The sequence below is a fragment of the Sphingobacterium siyangense genome (genome assembly GCF_007830445.1).
GTDB classification, from domain to species: domain Bacteria; phylum Bacteroidota; class Bacteroidia; order Sphingobacteriales; family Sphingobacteriaceae; genus Sphingobacterium; species Sphingobacterium siyangense.
Genome location: NZ_VLKR01000021.1, coordinates 1 through 23,587 on the forward strand (window position 1 = coordinate 1; position 23,587 = coordinate 23,587).

Consider the following 23,587-nt stretch of genomic DNA (forward strand, 5'->3'; position numbering starts at 1 on the left):
TGGTTCTTCCCCACTTTTGGTGGTAATACCATCATATTTGTCTTCAATTAGCGTTCATATTTTAATGAATGCATCAAAACTTGTTTTTTCGGACGATGGTGATAACTTCAGGATTATATCAGTAGATAACCAGCAAGATGTACTGGTAGTTTATGTGCAGAGTACTACCCAAAGTGCTGTCTGCCCAAACTGCTGCATCACTTCGAAAAGAATCCACAGCTATTACACCCGCAAGATCACAGACCTTCCTGTCTTCGGTAAAACTTCCAGAATTATTCTTCGCTCTCGTAAATTTTATTGTCATCAAGACGAATGTCCGTTCAAAATATTCACCGAGAGGTTCGAGAGTCATTTCAGGCCATATAAACGGAGGACTGAGCGTCTGGAAAGTAAGATCAGACAACTTGGGCTTCTTGCCGGAGGAAGGCCTGCTCAGCGGATTTGTACCATATTGTCGATACCCACGAGCGATACGACTATACTACGGTTGATTGAAAAATGCGATTTTTCACCAGCAAAAGGTGTAACCGCCATTGGCGTAGACGATTGGGCTTACAAAAAAAGGAAAAGTTACGGTAGTATTTTGGTCAATCTCCACACAGGGAAAGTGATAGATCTATTACCAGACCGTGAACAGGAGACATTGCGTAAATGGCTACAGGAACGTCCAGAGATTGAAGTAATGAGCCGGGATAGATACAGTAACTATCGAAAAGCTATTACTTTGGGTGCTCCCCAATCTATCCAGGTCACCGATCGTTGGCACTTGTTGAAAAATTTAAGTGAGGCGGTACAGAAAGTTTTGATCAGGCATTACAGCAAAGCCACAGCTTTGTTGGCCAATAAGCAGTTGCGGGTTGACGATCAACAAATAGCTGAAAATCAAAGCACACTATCTGAAAACAGAAGCTCTCCGGATTCAGCTCATGGCGGGATCCGCTTAAAGCGGTTTGAGCAACTGAAGGAATTACAGAAAAAAGGATATTCCATACGTGCCATGGCACGGCATCTGTGCATGCACAGACAAACCGTCAAAAACTATCTGGACATGGAGACCTTGCCCCGGAAATCTCAATGCAAGATTAATCCGCTTGAAAAATTCTTTACGCATATAAAAAAGCGTATGGAGGAAGAGCCGAGCATATTGATCACCACATTGTGGCAGGAGCTCAGAACCCAAGGATATAAAGGAGCCTATTCAACTTTCTCAGAAGGCTTGAAATTCTATGGGATCCGAGTGGGCAAAAAAGCTGGGTTCACTAAAGAATTACCGAATCATGGTGCAGCAACTTTTAAAACATCATCAGCGGCGATATGGTTTCTGTCAGATCAACAAAATCTGTGGGATGACCAACGGAATATCATCCGCGAATTATGCAAATCCTCCAAAGAGCTGAATAAGACTTTTATCCTAGTGCAATCCTTCCGTAAAATAATGGCTGAGAAGTCGGGCGATACAAAATTGAGGGAGTGGATCGAGAAATCAAGCACCTCGGGACTAAAAGAAATAGCATCATTCGCAAAAGGACTGCTCGCCGATTGCCCCGCTGTTGAAAATGCGCTCACCTTACCATGGAGTAATGGTCCCGTGGAAGGAAACGTGAACCGACTGAAAATGATTAAGAGGCAGATGTATGGTAGAGCGGGGTTTGACTTATTGAGGAAACGTGTAGTATACGCTCCGTCTTGACCACCAAAAGTGGGGAAGAACCGCAAGCTGCCCCCTCAAAATTGAATTAGATCTAGGAGGTCATATTGCATTTACAGTCCACATTCGCCTGCCATACTGGCGGATGTTGACCCCCTAATTTCGATTTTCAGTTCATTGCGCTGGAGCATACTGCCCCCTTAGCGAGTAGTTTTTGTTACTTAGTGATCAAACAATTCGGATCACTGATGGCTGGAAAACCAAAACGAATGAGTCAGATAAAACAATTAATCAGATTGTACCAGAGCGGTAACGGGATAAAAACAATCGCGCGCATCCTTGGGATGAGCAAAAACACGGTGAGGTCCTACCTTAAAAAGATGGCCGAAGGCGGGTTCAATACGGAAGAACTACTCAGGCAAGATGATCCTTTACTCGAGAAATCCTTTCATGCCGGTAATCCTGCCTACAAAGCCGACAAGTTTGAGTACCTGAAAAGCCGTCTTGATTATTACGAAAAGGAACTTAAACGCACCGGTGTCACCAAACAGTTGCTCTGGCAGGAATACATCGAAAGTGATCCCACCGGTTATAGCTATCCGCAGTTCAACTATCATTTAAGACAGCAGCTTGTCTCCCGAAAAGGAAGCATGGTGATGGAACACACCGCCGGGGACAAACTATATATTGACTTTTCAGGAAAGAAACTCCATTATATCGACCGCTCCACGGGAGAGCTGGTCGCCTGCGAGGTATTTGTGGCCTGCCTGCCCTTTTCAGACTATGCTTTTGCCCTAGCTGTACCATCCCAACAGACCCCCGACTTTCTATACGCACTGAGTTGTTGTCTGGAAGCCATCGGTGGCGTCCCCAAGGCCATTGTTCCCGACAATCTGAAAGCAGCGGTGACCAGAGCCGATAAATACGAGCCACTCCTGAACCAGTCCATGGAAGACTTTGCCAACCACTACGGTACTGCTGTAGTCCCTGCGCGTGCAGGACGCCCCAAAGACAAATCACTGGTAGAGAATCAGGTAAAAATGATCTATACCCGTGTTTTTGCACCATTGAGGGACCGACAGTTCTTCGATATCCATTCGCTCAATGAAGCTATAAAGACCTGCATGTTAAAACATAACCAGACGCGGATGCAGCAAAAGCCCTATTGCCGGGAAGAACGCTTTTTAAGCGCGGAAAAGTCCACACTGGGTGAGCTTCCCAGAGAGCGCTTCGAGCTGAAGTACTACGCCGAGCTCAAAGTCGGGGAAAACGGACACATCTACCTGCAGCGCAACAAACATTATTACAGCGTACCTTTTGTCTATATCGGCACAAGGGTTAAGATCATCTACACACGTAGCATGGTATCGATATATTGTCAGGGCAAACAGATTGCTACCCATATACGCAGTTATCAGGAAAACACCTATACCACGGTTGCAGAACACCTCAAATCCGAGCATCAGGCCTATAAGAACCGATCCCATGGGACGTACCTGACAAGGGCAAAAGCGCATTCTGCAGAGTTTGCCGAACTACTGGAAGCCCTCTTTGAGCACGCTCGCTATCCAGAACAGTTGTTCCGTACCTGCGACGGGCTGTTCAGGTTAAAACGTGACTTCCCGACAGAAGAGTTCGACAGGGCATGTAAGTACGTTCTAAAAAACAAGCTATATACCTACTACTACTTTAGGAACGTACTTGAGAACGGGACGGCAAATAACCAGGAAGAAACTCCCGTAAAAAGCTCTTTGCCGGATCATGCCAATATCAGAGGTAGGGCATATTACGCAGGTAGCCAGCCCACACTCTTCGATCCGCCCAGCGGTGGGCCGGAAATGAGACCAGAATAGAATACGATAAACTATAATAAAACAAGATGAATATTGAAACACAGATGAGAGCGTTGCGCTTACATGGTATGGAGCGTAACTGGAAAGCGTTGAATGAAACACGACGTAGTACAGAACTCACCCTTTCCGAAGGATTGGCCCTATTGCTGCAGGCAGAAGCAGATGAACGGGATGAAAAGCGGTTTGACCGGCTTAAGCAGAATGCGGGGTTCCGCTATCAGGCTTCGATAGAGGAGGTAAACATGGTAGCTTCCAGAGGACTGGACAAGGGAACGATCTCTACGCTGGCCACCGGCGAGTACATCAGAAAAGGAGATCCCATACTCATCAGCGGTGCTACGGGATGTGGGAAGAGCTTTCTCTCTTCAGCCTTGGGACACCAGGCCTGTGCCCAGGGCTATAAAGTCCTGTACTTTAACCTGCAAAAACTACTGTTAAAGACCAAAATGGCACGTTTGGAAGGTACACTGCACAAGCTGATGGATAGGATATCAAAAACGGACCTGCTGATTATCGACGACTTCGGACTGGTAAATCTGGACCAGCAGCAAAGACTGGATCTGATGGAAATAATTGAAGATCGGCACGCTAAGGCATCGACCATCATTGCCAGTCAGTTGCCCGTAGCCAGCTGGTATGATGTGATCGGTGAAGATACCATTGCAGATGCAATACTTGATAGACTGATACATAGCTCATATCGGATTGAACTAAAAGGTGAAAGTCTAAGGAAAAAGAAGTAATATTGTCAGGTCATCAGTTGGACTGAGATACTAACTCCATAGAGGGGTCAGTATGTCCAGCGGAGGGGTCAATATCACCATTATATCCACGTAAGAGAGAGTTCAATCTATTCCCTATTTCCTATGCTGAATATGAGCATAACACGGGTTTTCTTAATGCTGTCGGCGATTTGGAAACTAGATTGGTCTATGGGTTTTACCCAGAATCGATAGCTAGCCGCGGTGAAGAAAGGGAAGTCCTCAATGAGATTTCTCAAAGTTATTTATATCGGGATATTTTAGCCTTGGCGAATATAAAGAAACCAGAAGTTCTCGAAAAGATCCTTCAAGCTTTAGCCTTTCAAATTGGATCTGAAGTCAGTTATAATGAAATTGCCCAGCTGACAGGAGTTGATAAAAACACCGTGTCTAATTATATCCATCTCTTGGAAATTTCTTACATTATATTTCCCCTGACATCGTTTAGCCGAAACCTGCGTAATGAAATAAAGACAAATCGAAAAATATATTTTTATGACAACGGAATCCGCAATGCTGTGATACAAAACTTTAATCCGATGGAATTAAGAGATGATGTGGGGGCACTCTGGGAGAATTTTTTGATTTCAGAACGCTTAAAACACAATAGTTATAGCCGGCGTTTTGTCAACCGGTATTTTTGGCGAACTAAACAGCAGCAAGAAATTGATTACGTAGAAGAAGCGGATGGTAAAATAACTGGTTACGAATTTAAATGGAATCCTAAGGCGAAAGCAAAAATACCATCAAATTTTGTGGAAACCTATAGCGCAGATGTTCAGGTAATCTCAAAAGATAATTTTAGAGCGTTTATTGGTCTTGAATAGCATTTGAAATAACGGTGCTTAGGCTTCTATTTTCAATGATCTCTTTTATTCAATTTGTACCTGCATTGTTTGGTTTGAAATTTTCTCAAAATAGCATTTCATCTCATCGTTACACTTTTCGATATATGTTTTGGTGTGTTGCTGCAATATCATACAAAAATGGAGGGCCCTAGACGCTGTCAAATTTGAGGTATTGAATTAATTTTGAAAAATACTCCTGACTCCAGATATCGAGAGCAGTATGATCGGGAATAAACCTTACGATATCTTCTTTCACACTATTCATATTCACTGTATTTATTTTGATCTTGAGTAGATCTAGTATATCTTCTTTTGATATTGTAGATTTTTTCCAATCATTTGTGTCTTGGGCACGTAATAGGAAGTGATTAATATCCAAAGGAACACCTTTTTTTATATACCATTCCAAATCATACCAATCTCTTCCCTTCACTCTATTTTTCCATTTTCTAAACAATAATGCGTGCATTTTACCCGCAAATAAGCTCGGCAGTGTAAAGCATTTAATATAAAAAGAGAATGGGCGAAGTAATAACTTATCTTCAGTTTCAAAACCTAATGGAGGTTTTTTGTCGACTTCTATTTTAATCTTAATGACAGGCATATTTCCCAGGCCCGCCTGGGGTATGACTTCTTCTAATACTAATTCTTTCCAGATAGTGTCAGATTTCAGAAAGGCAGATTCTACGGAGAAGGTAGCAGTTTTCTTTTTTTCATTTATGCTGATTGTCATTCCCAACGCTTTAAACTCATTTGTAATTGCCTCAAAATAGGGTTCAAAAGAAAAATTGGGATCTATTGATAAAAGTGAAAAATCAAGGTCCTCGGAGTACCTATCCAATTGGTAAAAAATACGAAGTGCTGTTCCGCCATAAAATGCAGCCTTTTCGAAAAAACCAGATCTTTGAAGCCCTGCTAATGTAACCTCTTGCATAATCTCCCGGATTGCGTCAAAGGTTTGTTGTTGATTCTGCGGGTTATATTCTTTGAGCCATTCTCTTATCATAAGTTGTGGAGAGTTTTGATTAACATTTCTAAGCTGTTTTTTTTCGGCGCATCAGGAATCCATGACGCTATTTCTGAAAGATTGAGTTCTTTGAGTTTTTCTTCGTCTATCCTCATATCTTCTATTAAAAAATCTATTACTTGATTTGTGCTTCGGAGAAGTATTCCAGAAGTGGTAATGATTTTGTCACATAATGCTTTTTCGGGTGAACCGATTATTATAGATTGTTTTGGGGTGAGTTGTGCCGTCTTTTGGCCAAAGGAATAATAAGGGAGGCCAAGGTGAGCGAAACTAAACCTACCAATTTTTGGATTAAAAACCTTTGTCGCTTTTAGAGTAATTGAACTAATTTCATACACTTTTTCAGGAATATAGCCCCAATAAGAAAGTGCAGATTCCATAGATATATAACTGGGGCCCCATAGATGGTTTGCTATTAAAAATAACTCTGGACCTAAGATTTTACTTTTGGGACCAGGTATATAAAATCCTCGCTTCAGTGCTGTCAATATTCCCGATTTCACAAGCTCATTTATTTTGTCGTTGGGGCGCTTGTAATCCTTAAGAATGGACAAGGCTATTTGTCGCGTAATAGGTGTTTCTGCGTAATTTTCTAAAGCCTGTTTAATATCCATTTTGTTAAATATTTATATAATAATCGGAATAATTCCGATTATTTGCAAATTATTTGACATGATTGTAGTTGGTTTTGTTACTTTGTAATATACTTTCTATTCAACTTGTTCGAGCAGCTGTTCTGTTGGTTTGAAATTTTCTCAAAATAGCATTCCATCTCTTCGTTACACCTTTCTATAAATGTTTTTGTGCGTTGTTGCAATTCTATAATTGCTAATGGATCTCCTTTATAATTTGCATTATACCTAAATTGCTGCTGTGCTTCCGTAATGTTCTTAAAAGCGGCGAAAAGTTCCTCATGGTCAAGGCAGAATGTTGCGTAGGCATTAGGGACTATCAATTTGCAGAGTGTCATCAGAAAAGTCAGGTTGACACGTTGCGGTCTGTATTGGAGTACCGTATTAATGACGCCGAGACAAATTTGTTCCAATGCGTGCGAAAGGGTGTAATATGCCGCCTCTACACCAAAAGACCAGCCCTCTTCAAAGGCGTAATATAAGCAACGTGCGTTGTCATAGCGCTTCTTCCATTGTTGACGTACATATTCAAGATTAAGTTGTGGGGCAACGATGCTTTCCAGATCGATATTTGCTATTGATGGATTCTGAAACCAGATGTCACCGGCTTTCAGGAGCGAAAGAAAAAAGGGATGACCCTTTGAAAGCTGTTTGCTGAAAGCGGTGGAGTTTTCAGTGGCGAGCGTAAGCGTTACATTGTTGGGGAGCAAATCCGTTATGAGCTGCGTTAGATTATTGATCTCGGCGCTTAAAATATCATAAGCGACAAAAATATAGTAGGCATGCGTGATACAATCATTTTTTGCCCTTCGGAGCGCATTCTGATATTTGTGATGATCAGAATCATAACCGAAACATACTACCAGCGCAGGCGTGCAATAGCGCTCTATAGCGTTTAAAATGAGGTCTCGATAATTGGTATTACAATAGTTTTGTTTGTATATTTCATTGTTATTTTTGTAATTTTCAACTTTGTTGTTAGCAACTGGGACTGGGTTAAGTTTTGACTTAATTTCTTCGAATAAAAGATTAGAATAGTCGTAGATCCAGTTTAACGTGTTTATTAAAATTTGATAGCCTGTTTCTAATACAGCTTCATCTATAAAATAGTCTTGATTATAACGATAACCAATATAAGCTTCATCGATTTTAGCTAAGGTTTGTTTTTCTTCTTTGTTGTCGATTAGTCTCGCTAGTTTGGAGTCAAAAGTTTTAAGGTAGCCCATACTACCTGTAAGCGAATGTGATTTTCGATCATCATTTAAAAGGATGTGTTCTGCGGTTTTTAAGGATAGTTCGATGGCCTGATGTAGCATAAAGGCTGCGTGTGCATAATTTTTATGCTCGAAATAGAAATTGTAGCCATCTATAAAAGATCGAATCTTGCCCTTTTCCTTATCGATATACGTCCGTGTTTTTTCGATGACTTCGTCACTTTTATTATTTGGTAAGACAAGGGGGATATCTTGCACAGGATTCTGATAAATGCGGTTTTCAGGTTGGCAAATAAGATAGGCCCGGCCTAAACCTTGATTTATTTTTTGTTGTATTTCGTGGGTGAAGTTCACATTGATATACACATTGGGATAGGAACCAACGGTTTTGTTTATCAGACTGTTTGCATCGGAAAATCGAATTCCGGCATTTGATGTGAGATTGACCTGTAACATTTGATACTTTTTGCCATCGTGGTCAAAAGTCCATTGGTAGATTTCATCGACAGCAACAGCACGAAGTATTGCTTCGATAATAGGGTTAATATCGGTGTTCATAATTAATTGGTTTGGTGTTGTGGTTATTTATCTATTTTTCCTTCATTTAGATGTATGGTTTTCAAAACAATTGGGAGATCTGAGAGTGTTTCTTGAAGAGGTATGAGATCTTCTGAATAACTTAAAAAAGTGCAACTAAAACTTGGGTCCAAGTAGGAAAAGAGAAGTTCGTCTATAGCGGTATACCAGTCTCTGTGACTTTGGTAGCTAAACATTTTCGTTAAAAAATCGGGAGGATATACTTCTAGACGATAATTACAGGAGCAGTCAATCTCGTCGCTATGGTTCGGAAGAACATATTTTTTATTCTTTCTTCTTAATCCGGATTTGTTAAATATCAGCCAAGCAAGATCGATCGCTTTACCGAGTTCTAGATAAGCATGCGTTGAGTTAAAATCCTTACAGCGGATCTCTTTGCATAAACACATGTTGATAAAATGCAAGAAATTTTTACTGCAATTTTTTTTATCCTCTGAAAAGTTTTTGAGGGTCAACAAGTGATTATTGAATTGGCCTTTACGGAGGTATCTAAATTCTCTCCATGTTATTTTTCTGCTTTTCTTTTTCATCTTCTTAGGTTATTTGATTATCAATTGTTTTTTTGATTGAGTTATTTATACTACACCAGAGAGGCGCAGTTGAGCTGTAACTTTCTGAGTACCTTCGTGGACGCACAAACTAGGTCTTTATTAAGCGCTGTTTTAAGCAATATTCAACGAGCCTAATGCCACTTATTAATTCCCCTCGTAATTACTCATGCATAGTTTATTTTTCAGCTGTATTCATGAATTCGTTGTATTTTGGTTGAATAAATTATGCGGATTTCATTGATCTTTAGTGCTTTAAAAGCGTTAGTTTATTGTTTCTGAGTTGCTACTTCGCTTACGGGGATTTCTGATATGTGTGAGTTTTGGCTGTCTTCAATATCATTGCTGTTTTCCTGCACTTCTTTTTGAGCATATTTTTTATCAATACTTTCTTCTATGATTTGCCGTAATTTAGTTTTCTCTTTGGTAGACTGATGAGGTTCATCATTTATAGCTTTTACATAGCATGGAACATTTAAGGATATTCCCTCATCTTCATAGATATAGTGTAGGGCGAATGCGAGTCGCATCAGCAATTCTCGTATGGCCATAATTTGATCGCCAAAATATTCGTAGTTACCTGAGTCGGATACCGTTAGATAGTGCATGATATCATCCATTGTTTGATACCATTTTTGAAGAGATTGGTATGAGAAAAACTTACTGATGGTGTCAGAAGGATCTATATGTCCGTTGGTCGTATATTCCAGTTTAAATAGATAATTGTGGTAGTCTTCTTTTGTCGAAAAGAAATTCAATGGCGTTTCTTGTATAGAGAGTTGACATTGATGAAAAATTACAAAAGCCACTTCAATCTGTTTGATCATTTGTTTGCAATGATATCCGTTTTCAGCAAAATTGTGATCTGCCATTTCGGGGACAGTTGCTGCGTTGACAAAAAGCTGAATATGATTCACCCAGTAAATAATATTTGTTTCATAGCGATAGAAATCCCTGATATAGATCATTGGATTTTTGACTATATCCTTGCTTAAATAGCGAAAATGTTTCGCTTTTAGTTTCTTTTGCGTATTTTTCATCAGATTATATTTTTTTAGTTGATGAAACTGCTACTTGGGCATATACCGATCTGTGCACTGATCTAAAGCCTTGTTGGTTTCATAAATTTTTTGGTTTGTAAAGTAGTTTATAATTGTCTTCGTTGACACTAAATTAAGAACTATTTTTCGGTAAAACAAATATTTTATATTAAAATTTTCGGTAATGAGTTCTATTTTGAAGAGAATTAAGATTGTTGCGGATAGGGAGGGGATGAGTGTTTCAGCTTTTGAAGCTACAATAGGGGCCAGTAAAGGGGTTTTTACTCGTGCGCTTGCCAATGGAACTGATATACAATCTAAATGGCTAATAAATCTTGTTGAAAAATATCCGCAATATTCTTCCGAGTGGTTGCTAAAGGGTGAAGGCGAGATGCTAAAGCCTAAGCTCGTATTAAAAGAAGAAGAGGAAACTTATTTAACTCCCGAATTGGAGGGAATTACGAACTCTGTAATCAATAGTTTGAGACAGGTTATAGCTTCACAAAATATCACGATAAAATCTCAAGAGAAGACAATTATGTCTTTGGAGAGATTATTGTCTTCATTGGAGCGGGAGATCGAATCCTTAAAGAATTAGTAATTAATCGACGATTTTTAAAAGGGACCTATAGGTGAATGTAAAGGAACGAGTGCTGCTTATTGCTGAAACCAAAGGGATCAGCAAAACCGAATTTTTCAAAGATGTGCAACTTTCCTATGCAAACTTTAAGGGAGGGCAGAAAAATACGGCACTCAGTTCCGATGCCATGGTTGCTATACTGTCTAAACATCCCGACATTAGTCCGGCCTGGTTACTCATGGGCGAAGGAACTATGATGCGGAAGGATGATAGGGATGTAGTCAGTGCCCCGTCTGCCGAAGCCGCTCCTGTCACCACCGAAGGCCTCGGAATTTATAAGCAGCTGGTCAATGCCTTAGAGCAAACAGTCAAGGCACAGGAAAAAACAATCCAGTCATTGGAAGGACAGGTGAGTTTATTGCAGCGCAAATAGCCATATCGCGTAGTTTAGAAACCTGATCGTTTCCTACCTCAAAAAATACCTGATTCCGGTGATTTCATTGGCCTCCTTTTTGTTTTAATTTCGTTATTGAAAAGGTGTTTGTTTTACCAGCATCTGGGAAGGCTTCTGTTGCATTTATGATGTCTCGTTCCCTGCTGTTGATCGCAATGGAACGATCGCTAGTCATGTATTCAAAGAATTAATTTTATGTCAAAAAAAGGATTACTTATACTGTGCTTTTTTGTTAGTTGGTTTGTGCATCACGCAGTAGCACAGCCAGCGGGTCAACGGCCAATGTATACCTCAACATGGGGGCACCTCTACTGTGAAGCAGGAAATAATAAAGATCTCTTAGGTGTTTTTCCGACCGAGGCACCTGTCTACCTGCTAGATTCCACCAGTACACAATATAAGGTGCAGGTGAGTAATGGGGATATCGGTTATATTGACCGTCAGCCTTTGACAAGTGCAATGTTCGGAAAGAGATCTGCCGGAGAGCCAAGGCAATATTTCTATCGTGGAATAACAGAAGCCCAATGCCCACATTTCTATGTACAGGTTGCTCAATTGCGCGTGCGTCAATCACCGACAACAGCAAGTCTTGCCGTACGTCGAGCCGGACTCAATGAAATGGTATGTATCGATTATGTGCCGCTCTACACAGATGGATGGGTCTACATTGGAGACCACTTTCATGAAAGTCCAGAATATATTCAGATGAAATTTTTGGGGTCTGAACTAACGTATGACAAAGTGCTAAAAGAATATCTGGCCGTAAAAGGAAAGGACCAGGAGAAAGAGCTGGCAGCAGCCGGCCGCCTGCGTGAAATCGGCTGGACCAAGTATCCTAAATTGAAACAGGCCCTTACCTATTGGAAGGAATCCTATACTCAAGCGGGAAAAGTGGATCCTAAGGTAGATATCGATTTTGAATTACTATTGGCCAATAGATTCCAAAATGAGCTCCAGTCCGAAGCCTATGCAAAGAAACTGAAAGCGTTGAACTTCCATTTCGAATGGAAAGGAGTGTCGTTATCTGACGGCAAGATTACGGATGTGCAGATGAAGCAACTGGCTTTACAACGAGTTTCCGAAATCCCCGATATGCCCGAATGTGGTTGGGAGCCGCGGTATTACTATAAATCACCGAATATGATCGTTGCCTTCGAAGAAAACTATAAAGGGAAAGTGGTCGGAAGCTTGTACAAGCTATCTTTTAGCGATGGTGAGGCTATTGTGTTAGGTGATCAGCGAATGGATGCCAATTACGCAGAAAAAGACTTTGTAAGCCACTTTGGTGAACTGCTTTCGGCAGATTGGATTTCAACGCCACATGTTTACCATATTCAAAATGGCGATGCCGGATTATTTATCTTCAGATTTGTCGATGGAAAACTGGCCAGCTATGAGTGCATGTATTATTGTTAATACTCTGAAATTGTGTCGGGTTCATGTATAGACTTCCAAGCATTTGAAAATGTCCTTCGTTTGTGATGTTCGCAAGGATTTTATGAACGAGGAGGAACAGGTATGCTTAAAAAAATAAGGCCCTTTGAAGGGGAATTAAAACTCCGCTTTCAAAGGGCCTTTATATGTTATTGAAATCTTGATCAGAAGACTTGCATCTCAAAGAGTTGCGCAATATGTCCTTTCAATTTTTCTTTCACGTCTTCCATATCGACTTCCTTGCCAAGTTCCCGTTTTAAAGACGTTACATCCTTATCGTCGATGCCGCAAGGAATGATGTTGCCAAAATAGTCAAGGTCTGTGTTGACATTGAATGCAAAACCATGCATGGTCACCCAGCGTGAAGCGCGAACGCCCATTGCGCAGATCTTGCGTGCGGTTGGTTTATCCGGTTCTATCCATACCCCGGTAAATCCAGGATATCTCCCGGCTTCGATTCCGTAATCAGCACAGGTCAGTATGATGGCCTCTTCCAATGTACGCAGATAAAGATGTATATCGGTAAAGAAGTTGTCGAGATCCAGGATCGGGTAACCGACAATCTGTCCCGGACCGTGATAGGTAATGTCGCCACCACGGTTGATCTTGTAGAATTTGGCCTCTTTCTCTTCGAGCCCTTTTTCATCTAACAGCAAGTATTCCTCATGTCCGCTTTTCCCCAAGGTATACACATGGGGATGTGCTGTAAAGATCAAGTAATTCGGGGTACTCGTTGCTGTGGCGTTGACTCTATTGTCGTGCTTAATGTCCAATACTCCCTTAAAGATGGCTTCTTGTCTGTCCCAGGCTTCTTGGTAATCGACAAGACCCCAATCTTGAAACTGTACCTCTTTGTTCATTTTGTATTTTTTTAAGCTGTGAATGGACATAAGGCCCATTCACAGCATTGTTTGTCAAAATTAATACAATAAGTTATTGTATGGGTAACGTTCATTGTGCATCTTCACAATGATATCGTAAAGTTTTTGTTTGAACTCTTCGATATTCGTTTTATTTGTTGCTGACAGAAAGATTGCAGGATCTGAATTTTTTGCCATCCAGGAATTACGGAAATCATCCAATGTTACCTCGATCTCCTCGCCATCGTGTCCTTCTTCGACGGCCGGTTTATAAAGGTCAATTTTGTTGAACACCGTAATCACCGGTTTGTCCAGCGCTTTAAGGTCCTTCAATGTTTCGTTTACCGCCTGGATATGATCTTCAAAATTCGGATGCGAGATGTCGACGACGTGAATCAGGACATCGGCTTCCCGTACTTCATCCAATGTGGATTTGAAGCATTCCACCAAGTGATGTGGCAGTTTGCGGATAAAACCAACGGTATCTGAAAGCAAAAAGGGAAGGTTGTCGATAACAACTTTACGTACTGTCGTATCTAATGTCGCGAAAAGTTTGTTCTCGATCAAGACGTCAGACTTGGAGATCATGTTCATGATCGTCGATTTTCCGACGTTGGTATAACCTACAAGGGCTACGCGGATCATCTCACCACGGTTTTTTCGTTGTGTCTCGTTTTGCTTGTCGATTGCTTTTAGGCGTTCTTTGAACAAGGAAATTTTGTCCAAGATGATCCGTCTATCGGTCTCGATCTGCGATTCACCCGGACCACGCATACCGATACCCCCGCGCTGACGTTCCAAGTGGGTCCACATACGGGTCAATCGTGGTAAAAGGTATTGCAGCTGTGCCAGTTCCACCTGTGTCTTCGCCTGCGCAGTTTTGGCATGTCGGGCAAAGATGTCTAGGATGAGATTGGAGCGGTCCAATATCTTGCGTTTCAGTTCTTTTTCAATATTACGCAACTGTGAAGGTGAAAGCTCATCGTCGAAAACAACAATGTCAATTTCTTCGGCTTCAACATATGCTTTTATTTCTTCCAGCTTTCCACTACCGACAAATGTAGCGCGATCGGGGAAACCTAGTTTTTGTGTAAACATACCTTTGGTCTCGCCTCCGGCAGTCTGCACCAAAAATTCAAGTTCCTCCAAGTATTCTTTTGCTTTTGTCTCCGTCACACTTGGCGTGATGACACTCACCAAGACGGCTGTTTCGGGTTTTATAGCTGTATCGTGTATTTTAAATCTGGCCATTTTGTACTATTAAGTCTTTCAAGTGAAGTCGATAAGTCTTCAAGCCTGCAATGTGCGCTATTGCCTACCTCTTGTTATACGTTCACTTTTTAATTATTTTCAACGAGCTCGCAAGCTCGGTTTTTGGATGCCGGTTATGACATAATTCTCCATTAACCAATAAATTTCCTGTGATTTGCTTACCAGGGCAACTCAAAATATGTAAGCGTTCGGTCGCCATCTTTTGCCTAGTAAAAGAAGGGATATTTTCTATATCATGTTCATAATGATGCAAAAGTAAATAAATTTGGTTTTATATACAAAAAAGATAAATTGTCTTCAAGCGCTAATTAACAACAATTCGTATCTTATTTATGTTGACGAACGGCCTTTAGATTCCAATGCGCTCTGTTTATTCACTTAAACACCTTATCGATTTATTTGCTGGTCCCGTTTTTTTTCGCGAAAATGACATGCGGTTAAGAAATCTTGTCCCAAGCAATGCCATCTGATTTTCTGGCGAGGAAGCTTCGTAGCAATTGATTCTTTTCGCTTTGTAGTGTTGGGTCTTCTTTGAAGATCTCAATGACGGTGTTACGGCATTCAGTAAGCAATGCCTGATCTGTTGCTAGGTTCGCCATCTTGAGGTCAAGTACACCCGATTGTTGGGTGCCCGATATATCGCCCGGACCACGCAGCTGCAGATCTACCTCTGCAATTTCAAACCCGTCATTGGTACGCACCATCGTATCTAGCCTTAACCTTCCTTCTTTGCTCAGCTTATTGCCCGACATCAGGATACAGAAAGACTGTTCGGCACCACGGCCTACGCGGCCACGCAATTGGTGCAGCTGGGATAGCCCAAAACGTTCGGAATTTTCAATGACCATGACCGAGGCATTGGGAACATTAACTCCAACCTCGATAACGGTGGTGGCAACCATGATCTGTGTTTCATGTTTGACAAAACGTTGCATCTCAAAGTCTTTATCTTTTACGGGCATCTTGCCGTGAACAATACTGATCTTGTATTGTGGCAGTGGAAATTCGCGTTGCAAGTTCTCAAGGCCTGCTTCCAGGTAAATCAGGTCCAGTTTTTCGCTTTCCTTGATGAGGGGATAGACCAGGTAGACCTGCCTACCCTTGGCGATCTCCTCGCGCATGAAGCCAAACATCCTTAGGCGTGAACTTTCAAAAAAGTGAACGGTCTTGATTGGTTTACGACCAGCAGGTAATTCGTCTATCACGGAGATGTCCAAGTCGCCGTACATGGTCATGGCCAATGTCCGTGGAATAGGTGTGGCTGTCATAACCAGCATGTGTGGTGGAATGACATTCTTTCGCCAGAGTTTGGCCCGTTGTTCCACGCCAAAGCGGTGCTGCTCGTCAATAACAACGAAGCCCAGGTTCTTGAACTGCACCTTATCCTCGATCAGGGCATGGGTACCAATCAAAATATCTAAGCTACCATCTTCCAGTGCCTGGTGGATCAAACGGCGTTCCTTTGTGCTTGTGGAGCCTGTAAGTAGCTTGATATTGACGATGTCATCGCCTACGAGCTGCTTTAGTCCATGATAATGTTGTGTCGCCAGGATTTCTGTTGGTGCCATCATACAGGCCTGAAATCCATTGTCGACAGCAAGCAGCATGCTCATGAGGGCAACAACTGTTTTCCCGGAGCCAACATCGCCCTGCACAAGCCGGTTCATCTGCGCCCCTGTATTGGTATCTATACGGATTTCCTTCACAACGCGCTTCTGCGCTCCGGTCAACGGGAACGGAAGACGCTCATTAAAGAACGTGTTGAATTTTTCACCGACTTTATTGAAGCGCTGGCCTCTAAACTTCTGGGTATTGAGCTGTTTGTTGTTGAGCAACTTGAGCTGAATAAAAAATAGCTCTTCAAACTTGATGCGTTTAATCGCTTGGTTCAGCTCCTTTTGATCGCTTGGAAAGTGTATGGATGCGAAAGCCTGCTGTCGCGATATGAGGCCATGTTTAGTGAGGACATCCTGAGGAAGGGATTCGCCTATAGTGCGAAATACGGTTTCCAATGCAGTCTGCTGTAGCCGCTGTATTCCCTTGGCATCAAGGTTGAATTTTTTGAGTTTCTCCGTTGAAGAATATACAGGCTGTAAGCTCATATTGCCGACCTGTTTTACCTGCGGGTTGTACAGGTCCATTTCGGGATGAGTAATGGATAGCTGTCCATTAAATTCGCTCGGCTTGCCATAAATAATATAGGCGGAACCAACTTTCAATGATTTTTGAAGCCATGGGATGGACTGAAACCAAACGAGTTCCATGGAGCCGGTCTCATCCTTGAATGAACCGACAAGACGTTTCGTTCTTTTCTCGCCCACGAGCTGTAGTGATACTAGGCGGCCAAGCACCTGTGCCGCCATCATATCGGGATGAAGTTTCCTGATTTTATGGAATTCCGTACGGTCGATATAACGGAAAGGGTATTGTGTCAGTAGATCACCAATGGTAAATACCTGCAGCTCTTTTTTGAGCACATCCGCCTTTTGTGGACCTACACCTTTGAGGTATTCTATGGGGGTAATTAAACTTAATTCAGCCATTCTTCTAGAATGGCTAAATTACGAAAAATTTATGCGTTTAGGGAGCCGCTTCTTGGGTAACCTCGCTATTTTGAAGCGGGTTCTTCATATTTAATGGCTGCTTTTCCTTCTTGACAGATCACGGTCAATGGTTTGCGATAAGGTATACAAGTTATTCTGGGCGCCATCATTGGCTGGTATATTTCCATTAGTCGGTTGTTGTCATGGATCATATTTTGCAAGGTTATTTTGTCAACGGATTTATGGTAGGGAATGTAACTTGTTCCGCAGACTGTCTGTATTGCTATCATTTCCCATTCCGTCGCATCATTGCATGCTTTGGGACTAGCAAAGGCAACGATTTTCTCGTATTTTTCATTGGATAGGGACTCGAGTTCCTTTTCTGTTTTGTCTTTTTAGGGATTTTCTAAATGTGATTCTGATTTACAAACAATAAATAGCATGCAACATGCCAAGAGAGTGGTTATACCCAAAATGGAAAGATTTTTCATAATGTTCTTCTTGGTTTTCTAACTAAACGGGTAATTCCTGATGATTGCTACAGAAGATTTCTATTAAGTTTTTGTTAAGAGACGTTTGATTTTGAAAGGTATTACAGAAGATTTCTGTTGTATTGAAGGTTTGAAACAACAATATTATCTTTAAAATGTAGTTTCAAAACAACATAATTTAGTTGTATTTGTAATATAGAAACAACAATATGGAAACTTTGATCAACTTTCAAGATATTCTTTTGCAGGGCATCAGCAATGATTTCAGGAGATACCTTCATGAAAAAATTAACTGGAATCAACGGATGATAGGGATCAAAGGGACACGTGGGGCAGGTAAGACGACGCTTTTATTGCAGCATATGAAATATGACCTGGGCGCATTAAAAGATAAAAGTCTATATATTGATTGCGGCAGATGGTATAGAAACTGGTTTTGGTGCAAAGATTCCACTACGGTTATTCGGATTTCTATATTAGTATTACCGTTGGATCATTGATCTTGCTTTCCCACATTCGGACCTTGCATAGATCATGACCCTCTCTGTGCCCATAAAATGACTTTTGAGTTGATAATAAAAGCAAAGCAATTGAATTAAGAGGAAGTATATGCATTGGGTGAGAGGGGTAACTTTGAGCATTGAATATCCGAAATGACGTATTAGCAGAATAAGTATAAATTGCATAAAAAGGGCTGTCCAATCATTTTGGACAGCCCCGTTTTGAAATTTATCTCCTTTTTGAGATTTATCCCGGCTAATCTCTCGATTAGAAATTACCCTTATTTACATCCCACCAAAGTCTGGTGCCACCATTGTCAGGTCCGCCCAACAAGGAGATTGCAGATTGTACTTCAGCGGCATTGGTATTGTATTCATTTTGTGGGAACGGTAAACGACGAATCTGTATTTTCGTGTCGATCAGTCCACCGCTATTGTTGACAACAACTGGGAATAGACGTGGATATCCTGTGCGGCGGAATTCACTCCATGCTTCTTGTCCTTCAGGGAAGATCGCCAACCATTTTTGTGTGATAATGCGTTCCAGTTTTTCTTCATTGGATGCCGCATCATCCCATTTGATTGTGATAGCACTTGGTGAATCTGCGTTATTCTTTGCATTGAAAGGGTCCTCGTAAGCTGCTGCTTTACTTGTGTTGTCATTAAGGTAAGTACTTAAACCAGATGTTACGCCCCATTGCGTAAAGGAAGTCTCGATCCCTTTTTCATAGAGCGATTGCGCTGTTCCGCCCGCATTGTTCCAACCTCTAAGCGCAGCTTCTGCACGCAGAAAATAAACTTCGGCTGCGGTCATTAATACCGGTGCGGTAGTCGCTACGAAAGTTGGCGTTGTACCTTCGGTATTCAAAGCGGATAGCTTTTGGTATTTGTCCTTTTCGATACCCTCTGCACCTGTACGGATTCCGATGTATTTACCAGCGAAAGCTGTTGTTGTTTCATCTTTAATGACCGGCGCCATATATTTAGAGATACGAGGGTCATTTAGTCCCACCATATAAGACGAAAGTGTCGCATTGATACGTGTGTCGGCCCAGTTTTTGGAAATAAACCAAAGCGGGTTGCTGTAGGTTCCGTCTGTCGGTACAGTGACTTTGAAGTTTTCGCTATTGCTCTCCAATACACCGCCATTTGCCGGATCCAATGCTTTTTCAGCTTGTGTCTTCGCTAATGTTGCGTCGATTTTAACTAAGCGCATTGCTAGACGGAGACGTAAAGAATTGGCGATTTTCAACCAATTTGCAAATCGGACCTGATTATCTGTATTTGGAAATACAAGATCAATCTCATCAATTTTAGCAGCCATTGGACTATCCGCTGTGTAGGATTTGAATGTGGCTACAGCCTCGTCAAGCTCTTTAAAGAAGGCTGCATATACATCGGATTGTTTGTCGTAAGGAATGGTATTAGAAGTACCTACTTGACTGTATGGGATCGGGCCATAGATATCCGTAACACGGCTTGCAGCCTCTACTTTGATCACCAAAGCGGAACCCCATAAAGCGGGATAGGTCTCGGCAAGTCCATTGCTTTTTAGCTTTTCAATAGATTTAATGACGTCAAGATAAAGGACTTTAAATGCTTCACCGTTCCATCCGTTCACCATCGCATAATTCAGGTTATTTTGTCCACTATTGAAAGGTGTAGGAGACATGAAAAATCCCGAAAAAACGTCTGCATTCAAGTTTTGTTGAACTTGATAGGAGTTGGGGTCTCCGGCTCCTGAGAAATTGTAAATAGACATTTGGGCTTTTTTGAAAAACGCCACAAGGTCCTGACCGTCACCTTTTAGGTCTTCATCTGTCAGGCCGATATTATTTTTATTATAGTCTTCGAAATTCTTTGTACAGCTACTCATTGTTCCACCAAGGAGTAAAAGTGCAAGTGAGAATTTGGCTATATGTTTGTTGTTAAATTTCATTGTTGATTGTTTAGAAAGTTGCATTTAATGTAAGACCATAGTTGCGTGTTGCAGGCATCATAAAGATATCCACACCACTCAGTGAATTGCCTGTTGACATCGTTACTTCCGGGTCAAAAGGAGCTTTCTTCGAAATGTAGAATAAGTTTCTACCTACAGCATTTACACGCAGTTTTTTGAAGAAGCTGTCTCTGATATTAAAGTCATAACCAAATGTCAGTTCGCGCAATCTTACCACAGTTCCATCGTAGATATATTGACTACTGACTGGACCCATGCCAGCGGTAGAGGTGTACCATTTTTCGGCGTCTACAGTTGTTACGGCTTGTCCACTTGGTGTAACCCCGTTGATACTAACACCGCCGTTGGCCCGAGCATCTCCAGTAGCTTTTGATACACCATAACCGTCCATTAAAGCTTGTGTGACAGACATTACTTGATAATCAAATTTGCCGTCGATGAGGAAGCTTAAATTGAAGTTTTTATAATTGAAACTGTTGTTCCAGCCCATTTGCCAGATTGGATTCGAATTTCCTAGCTTAGTATAGTTGCTGTTTTTTTGAGGGATACCATCGTCTGAAATAAGAATCCTACCTTGGTCATCACGAACAAAATCCAGTCCATAGATATCTCCGAAAGAGCCACCTTCTTCAAGTTTTGAGGCAAAATTATTGCGACTTTCACCTGTCAGGGTAAATTCCGATATACCATCAGCAAGTTTTACGATTTTGTTTTTGTTGTACGTGAAGTTGATGCTTGTTGTCCATTTGAAGTTGTCATTTCTGATCGCATCCAAAGACACTAACGCTTCTACCCCTTGGTTTTGGATATCACCGGCATTGATGGCATACTGTTCGTTGAGTGAAGCATGACTTGCGGCGATTTTGAAGAATTGGTTCGTAGTGTTGGTTTTATAATATGTTACATCCACATTCAGACGGTTGTTCCACATTTTCCATTCTGTACCTATTTCCAAAGATTTTGTTTTCTCAGGTTTTAATGTTTTGAGAAATGCAATATCATTGACCGTTAATACCCCATATGCACTCATTGAATTTGTCAGAAAACTGGTGTATGGAGGTAAGTCATTGCCCACGACAGCATAAGAACCGCGAACCTTGGCCATATTAACAAATGTAGGCAAGTTTAACTTGTCGTTCAAGACGATGCCCAAACCTGCGGAGGGATAGAAGAAAGATTTTGAATCGGTATAAGCTAATGTACTTGACCAGTCATTCCGGGCAGTCAGATCCAGATAAATCCAGTTGTCATAAGCTAAGTTGGCCGATGCAAATACCGATTGTAATTGTCTCCGGTTAGCCGACAAGGTAGAAGTAACAGGAGTTGTTGTGTTCTGAATAAAGAACTGATTAGGTATTGTCAGACCGTTTTTGCCTGAGTTGAAGTCTGTTCCTTCTGTTTTCCAGTCCGTGATACTCGTTCCGACCAATCCTGTGATCTGGAATTTGTCATTGACATGAAAGTTCATGTTGGCAACGAGGTCTCCGTATTGTTGCGTGATAGTCGTGTTGGTATAGCTATAAGCACCGTTTTCGCGCGCTAAGATGTGTTGTGTGCCGGCGTAGGCTTTTCTATCCCAAACTTCACTTGTACGATCGAGACTACCGCGAGCTTGGACGCTGATCCATGGCGCTATTTTGTATTTTGCGCTACCATTCAAGAGGAGACGATTGCGTGTAGAGCGTGTTGAATTGCGGTTTGCAATCCACCAAGGGTTCTGTTGTGTCGTTTCGTCGTCAGAAAGAGTAAACCAGTTTTGGTCGTACAGATTGCGGCTTGAATCGAAGGTTTCGTAATTTTTATAGTCTGCAATATTTAAGCTGCGAGGCAATAGATAAGTTCCAACCAATGGGCTATAATAAAAACCTGCGGTAGGTGCGTTATCCAATTTTTGTGTAATGTAGTTGGCACTTCCTTCTACGGTCAATTTATCATCAAAAAAGTTTGCACTCTCCTTGAGATTAAAATTATGCCTTGTCAGATCGTTTTCCGGAAGTATACCTTTCGCTAGTGTATTGGCATAAGAGAAGTAAGTCTGATTCTTTTCGTTACCTCCGGAAAGGGTCAATGAATTGGTGAAGTTGCTTCCCGTGCGGAAAAATTGACCTACATTGTCGTAGTTGGTGCCGTCCGTTTTGTCGCCCCAGCTAAAAATACTGGTGTTACTGTTTTTGCCACCTGAGCCCTGGCCATATTGGCTTTGAAACTCTGGCGTGGATACAGCTTGTTCAATTTGTGCACTTGAGGAGAAGTTGATTGTGGTACGGCCTTGTTTACCTGATTTTGTTGTAATCAGGATAACGCCATTGGCAGCTTGGCTACCATATAGTGCTGCCGCAGATGCTCCTTTTAGTACAGAGATGTTTTCGATATCCTCGGGATTGATTAATGAAATCGGGTCGCCACCATCGCGCTGGCCACCGAAGACATCGTCTGGCTGGTTTGCTAAAGTCTGGTTGTTGATCGGAACCCCATCGACAACATAAAGGACCTGGTTATTACCGGAAGCCGATTTGTTACCGCGTAAAATAACTTTTGCTGAACCACCCGGTCCAGAAGAGCTCGAGGCAATGTTAACACCGGCGACTTTACCGTTTAAATTATTAGCCAAGTTGGTGCTTTTAACCTTGTTTAATTCGTCACCACTGACTTGTTGTGTAGAGTATGTTAATGATTTTTGTGCACGGCTAATACCCAAAGCGGTAACGACCACACTTTCCAGTTGTTGTGTCTGTTCATCCAAACTCACCGTTACTGTCGTTTCCCCGGGGCCCAGTGTAACCGTTTTATTTTCGTAACCGACCGTACTGATGTTCAATACGCGGTTTTTGTCATCAACATTGATCTGGAATGCACCTTTAATATCCGTAGAACTTGCGTTGGAAGTACCCAATACTTTGATCGTGGCACCTGGAATAGGAGCTTTGGTTTTAGCGTCTACAACCGTTCCCTTTATCTGGTTGGTTTGCGCGTGCAATAAAGATGCTGAAAAAAGCATTGTCGGAACAATACCTAGCACCCTTAGTGTAGAGTATAATTTGTTATTCATATAGTATATGTGTTATATTCAGTTTTTTATATACATATTTTCATAACGGTGAAATTTCTAATGAAATGGGCTAATTCCATTTAGCATTTTGGTTAGAAGAGAGGGATATTGAATAATCGGGGGGCAAAATAAATGATTATTTTTTAATAGTGTTTGCTATTCAATACCTTGTTATAGGAAGAAAGAGCCGTGTGATTTCTCTTAATAAGGGTCTAATTTACTATTGTTGATCAAAAATCAAAAATTTCATGAAACAAAAATGATACAAATCATGTA

Annotated in this window: 18 protein-coding genes; 8 read left to right on the plus strand and 10 right to left on the minus strand. The window is 41.4% G+C overall.

Features of this window, described 5'->3' with window-relative positions:
• The first annotated feature begins 64 nt into the window (after positions 1-64).
• The 4 genes from IQ31_RS17700 (at position 65) to IQ31_RS17715 (ending at position 5,089) form a co-directional block, all read left to right on the plus strand.
• Positions 65-1,690, plus strand: coding sequence for an ISL3 family transposase (locus IQ31_RS17700; protein ID WP_145328944.1), 1,626 nt, complete (start codon positions 65-67; stop codon positions 1,688-1,690).
• Positions 1,691-1,917: 227 nt separating this feature from the next.
• Positions 1,918-3,501, plus strand: a complete 1,584-nt coding sequence (istA, locus tag IQ31_RS17705; RefSeq protein WP_244294524.1) for an IS21 family transposase — start codon at positions 1,918-1,920, stop codon at positions 3,499-3,501.
• Between the two features lie 26 nt (positions 3,502-3,527).
• Positions 3,528-4,244: an IS21-like element helper ATPase IstB gene (istB, locus tag IQ31_RS17710; protein ID WP_145328948.1), complete on the plus strand. Its 717-nt coding sequence runs from the start codon at positions 3,528-3,530 to the stop codon at positions 4,242-4,244.
• A 170-nt stretch (positions 4,245-4,414) separates the two neighbouring features.
• Positions 4,415-5,089: an ATP-binding protein gene (locus tag IQ31_RS17715; protein WP_208734302.1), complete on the plus strand. Its 675-nt coding sequence runs from the start codon at positions 4,415-4,417 to the stop codon at positions 5,087-5,089.
• Between the two features lie 169 nt (positions 5,090-5,258).
• On the opposite strand, the gene IQ31_RS17720 is transcribed toward IQ31_RS17715, so the two are convergent.
• The 5 genes from IQ31_RS17720 to IQ31_RS17740 all read right to left on the minus strand — a co-directional run bounded on the left by IQ31_RS17720 (position 5,259) and on the right by IQ31_RS17740 (position 10,168).
• Positions 5,259-6,116 carry a nucleotidyl transferase AbiEii/AbiGii toxin family protein gene (locus tag IQ31_RS17720; RefSeq protein WP_145328952.1) on the minus strand — a complete coding sequence of 286 codons (858 nt, stop codon included), beginning with the start codon at positions 6,114-6,116 and terminating at the stop codon, positions 5,259-5,261.
• Positions 6,113-6,751, minus strand: coding sequence for a type IV toxin-antitoxin system AbiEi family antitoxin domain-containing protein (locus IQ31_RS17725; RefSeq protein ID WP_145328954.1), 639 nt, complete (start codon positions 6,749-6,751; stop codon positions 6,113-6,115). The genes IQ31_RS17720 and IQ31_RS17725 overlap by 4 nt, the downstream gene beginning before the upstream one ends.
• A gap of 77 nt (positions 6,752-6,828) precedes the next feature.
• Entirely contained in the window at positions 6,829-8,541 is a 1,713-nt protein-coding gene (locus tag IQ31_RS17730) for a HEPN domain-containing protein (protein ID WP_145328956.1), read from the minus strand.
• A gap of 23 nt (positions 8,542-8,564) precedes the next feature.
• Positions 8,565-9,110, minus strand: a complete 546-nt coding sequence (locus tag IQ31_RS17735; RefSeq protein ID WP_145328958.1) for a hypothetical protein — start codon at positions 9,108-9,110, stop codon at positions 8,565-8,567.
• A 287-nt stretch (positions 9,111-9,397) separates the two neighbouring features.
• Positions 9,398-10,168 carry a hypothetical protein gene (locus IQ31_RS17740; protein WP_145328960.1) on the minus strand — a complete coding sequence of 257 codons (771 nt, stop codon included), beginning with the start codon at positions 10,166-10,168 and terminating at the stop codon, positions 9,398-9,400.
• Positions 10,169-10,352: 184 nt separating this feature from the next.
• On the opposite strand from IQ31_RS17740, the gene IQ31_RS17745 reads away from it, so the two are divergent.
• The 3 genes from IQ31_RS17745 to IQ31_RS17755 all read left to right on the plus strand — a co-directional run bounded on the left by IQ31_RS17745 (position 10,353) and on the right by IQ31_RS17755 (position 12,618).
• Positions 10,353-10,766: a hypothetical protein gene (locus IQ31_RS17745; protein ID WP_145328962.1), complete on the plus strand. Its 414-nt coding sequence runs from the start codon at positions 10,353-10,355 to the stop codon at positions 10,764-10,766.
• Between the two features lie 34 nt (positions 10,767-10,800).
• Complete coding sequence (locus IQ31_RS17750; RefSeq protein ID WP_145328964.1) at positions 10,801-11,181, plus strand: hypothetical protein; 381 nt, start codon at positions 10,801-10,803, stop codon at positions 11,179-11,181.
• A 216-nt stretch (positions 11,182-11,397) separates the two neighbouring features.
• Positions 11,398-12,618 carry an SH3 domain-containing protein gene (locus tag IQ31_RS17755; protein WP_145328966.1) on the plus strand — a complete coding sequence of 407 codons (1,221 nt, stop codon included), beginning with the start codon at positions 11,398-11,400 and terminating at the stop codon, positions 12,616-12,618.
• A 182-nt stretch (positions 12,619-12,800) separates the two neighbouring features.
• Here the strand turns inward: IQ31_RS17755 and lipB are convergent, their stop codons facing one another.
• The 3 genes from lipB to recG form a co-directional block, all read right to left on the minus strand.
• Entirely contained in the window at positions 12,801-13,496 is a 696-nt protein-coding gene (gene lipB, locus IQ31_RS17760; RefSeq protein ID WP_145328968.1) for a lipoyl(octanoyl) transferase LipB, read from the minus strand.
• Between the two features lie 60 nt (positions 13,497-13,556).
• Complete coding sequence (gene hflX / locus IQ31_RS17765) at positions 13,557-14,747, minus strand: GTPase HflX (protein ID WP_075994499.1); 1,191 nt, start codon at positions 14,745-14,747, stop codon at positions 13,557-13,559.
• Between the two features lie 458 nt (positions 14,748-15,205).
• The gene (recG, locus tag IQ31_RS17770; RefSeq protein WP_145328970.1) at positions 15,206-17,311 is read right to left on the minus strand and encodes an ATP-dependent DNA helicase RecG; all 2,106 of its coding nucleotides are present in this window, start codon (positions 17,309-17,311) and stop codon (positions 15,206-15,208) included.
• 700 nt (positions 17,312-18,011) lie between these two features.
• Between recG and IQ31_RS17775 the strand changes: the two genes are divergently transcribed.
• On the plus strand, positions 18,012-18,302 hold the full coding sequence (locus IQ31_RS17775; RefSeq protein WP_145328972.1) for a P-loop NTPase family protein: 291 nt from the start codon (positions 18,012-18,014) through the stop codon (positions 18,300-18,302).
• Between the two features lie 268 nt (positions 18,303-18,570).
• Here the strand turns inward: IQ31_RS17775 and IQ31_RS17780 are convergent, their stop codons facing one another.
• Entirely contained in the window at positions 18,571-20,241 is a 1,671-nt protein-coding gene (locus IQ31_RS17780; protein WP_145328974.1) for a RagB/SusD family nutrient uptake outer membrane protein, read from the minus strand.
• 10 nt (positions 20,242-20,251) lie between these two features.
• Positions 20,252-23,311, minus strand: a complete 3,060-nt coding sequence (locus tag IQ31_RS17785; protein WP_145328976.1) for a SusC/RagA family TonB-linked outer membrane protein — start codon at positions 23,309-23,311, stop codon at positions 20,252-20,254.
• Between the last annotated feature and the right edge of the window lie 276 nt (positions 23,312-23,587).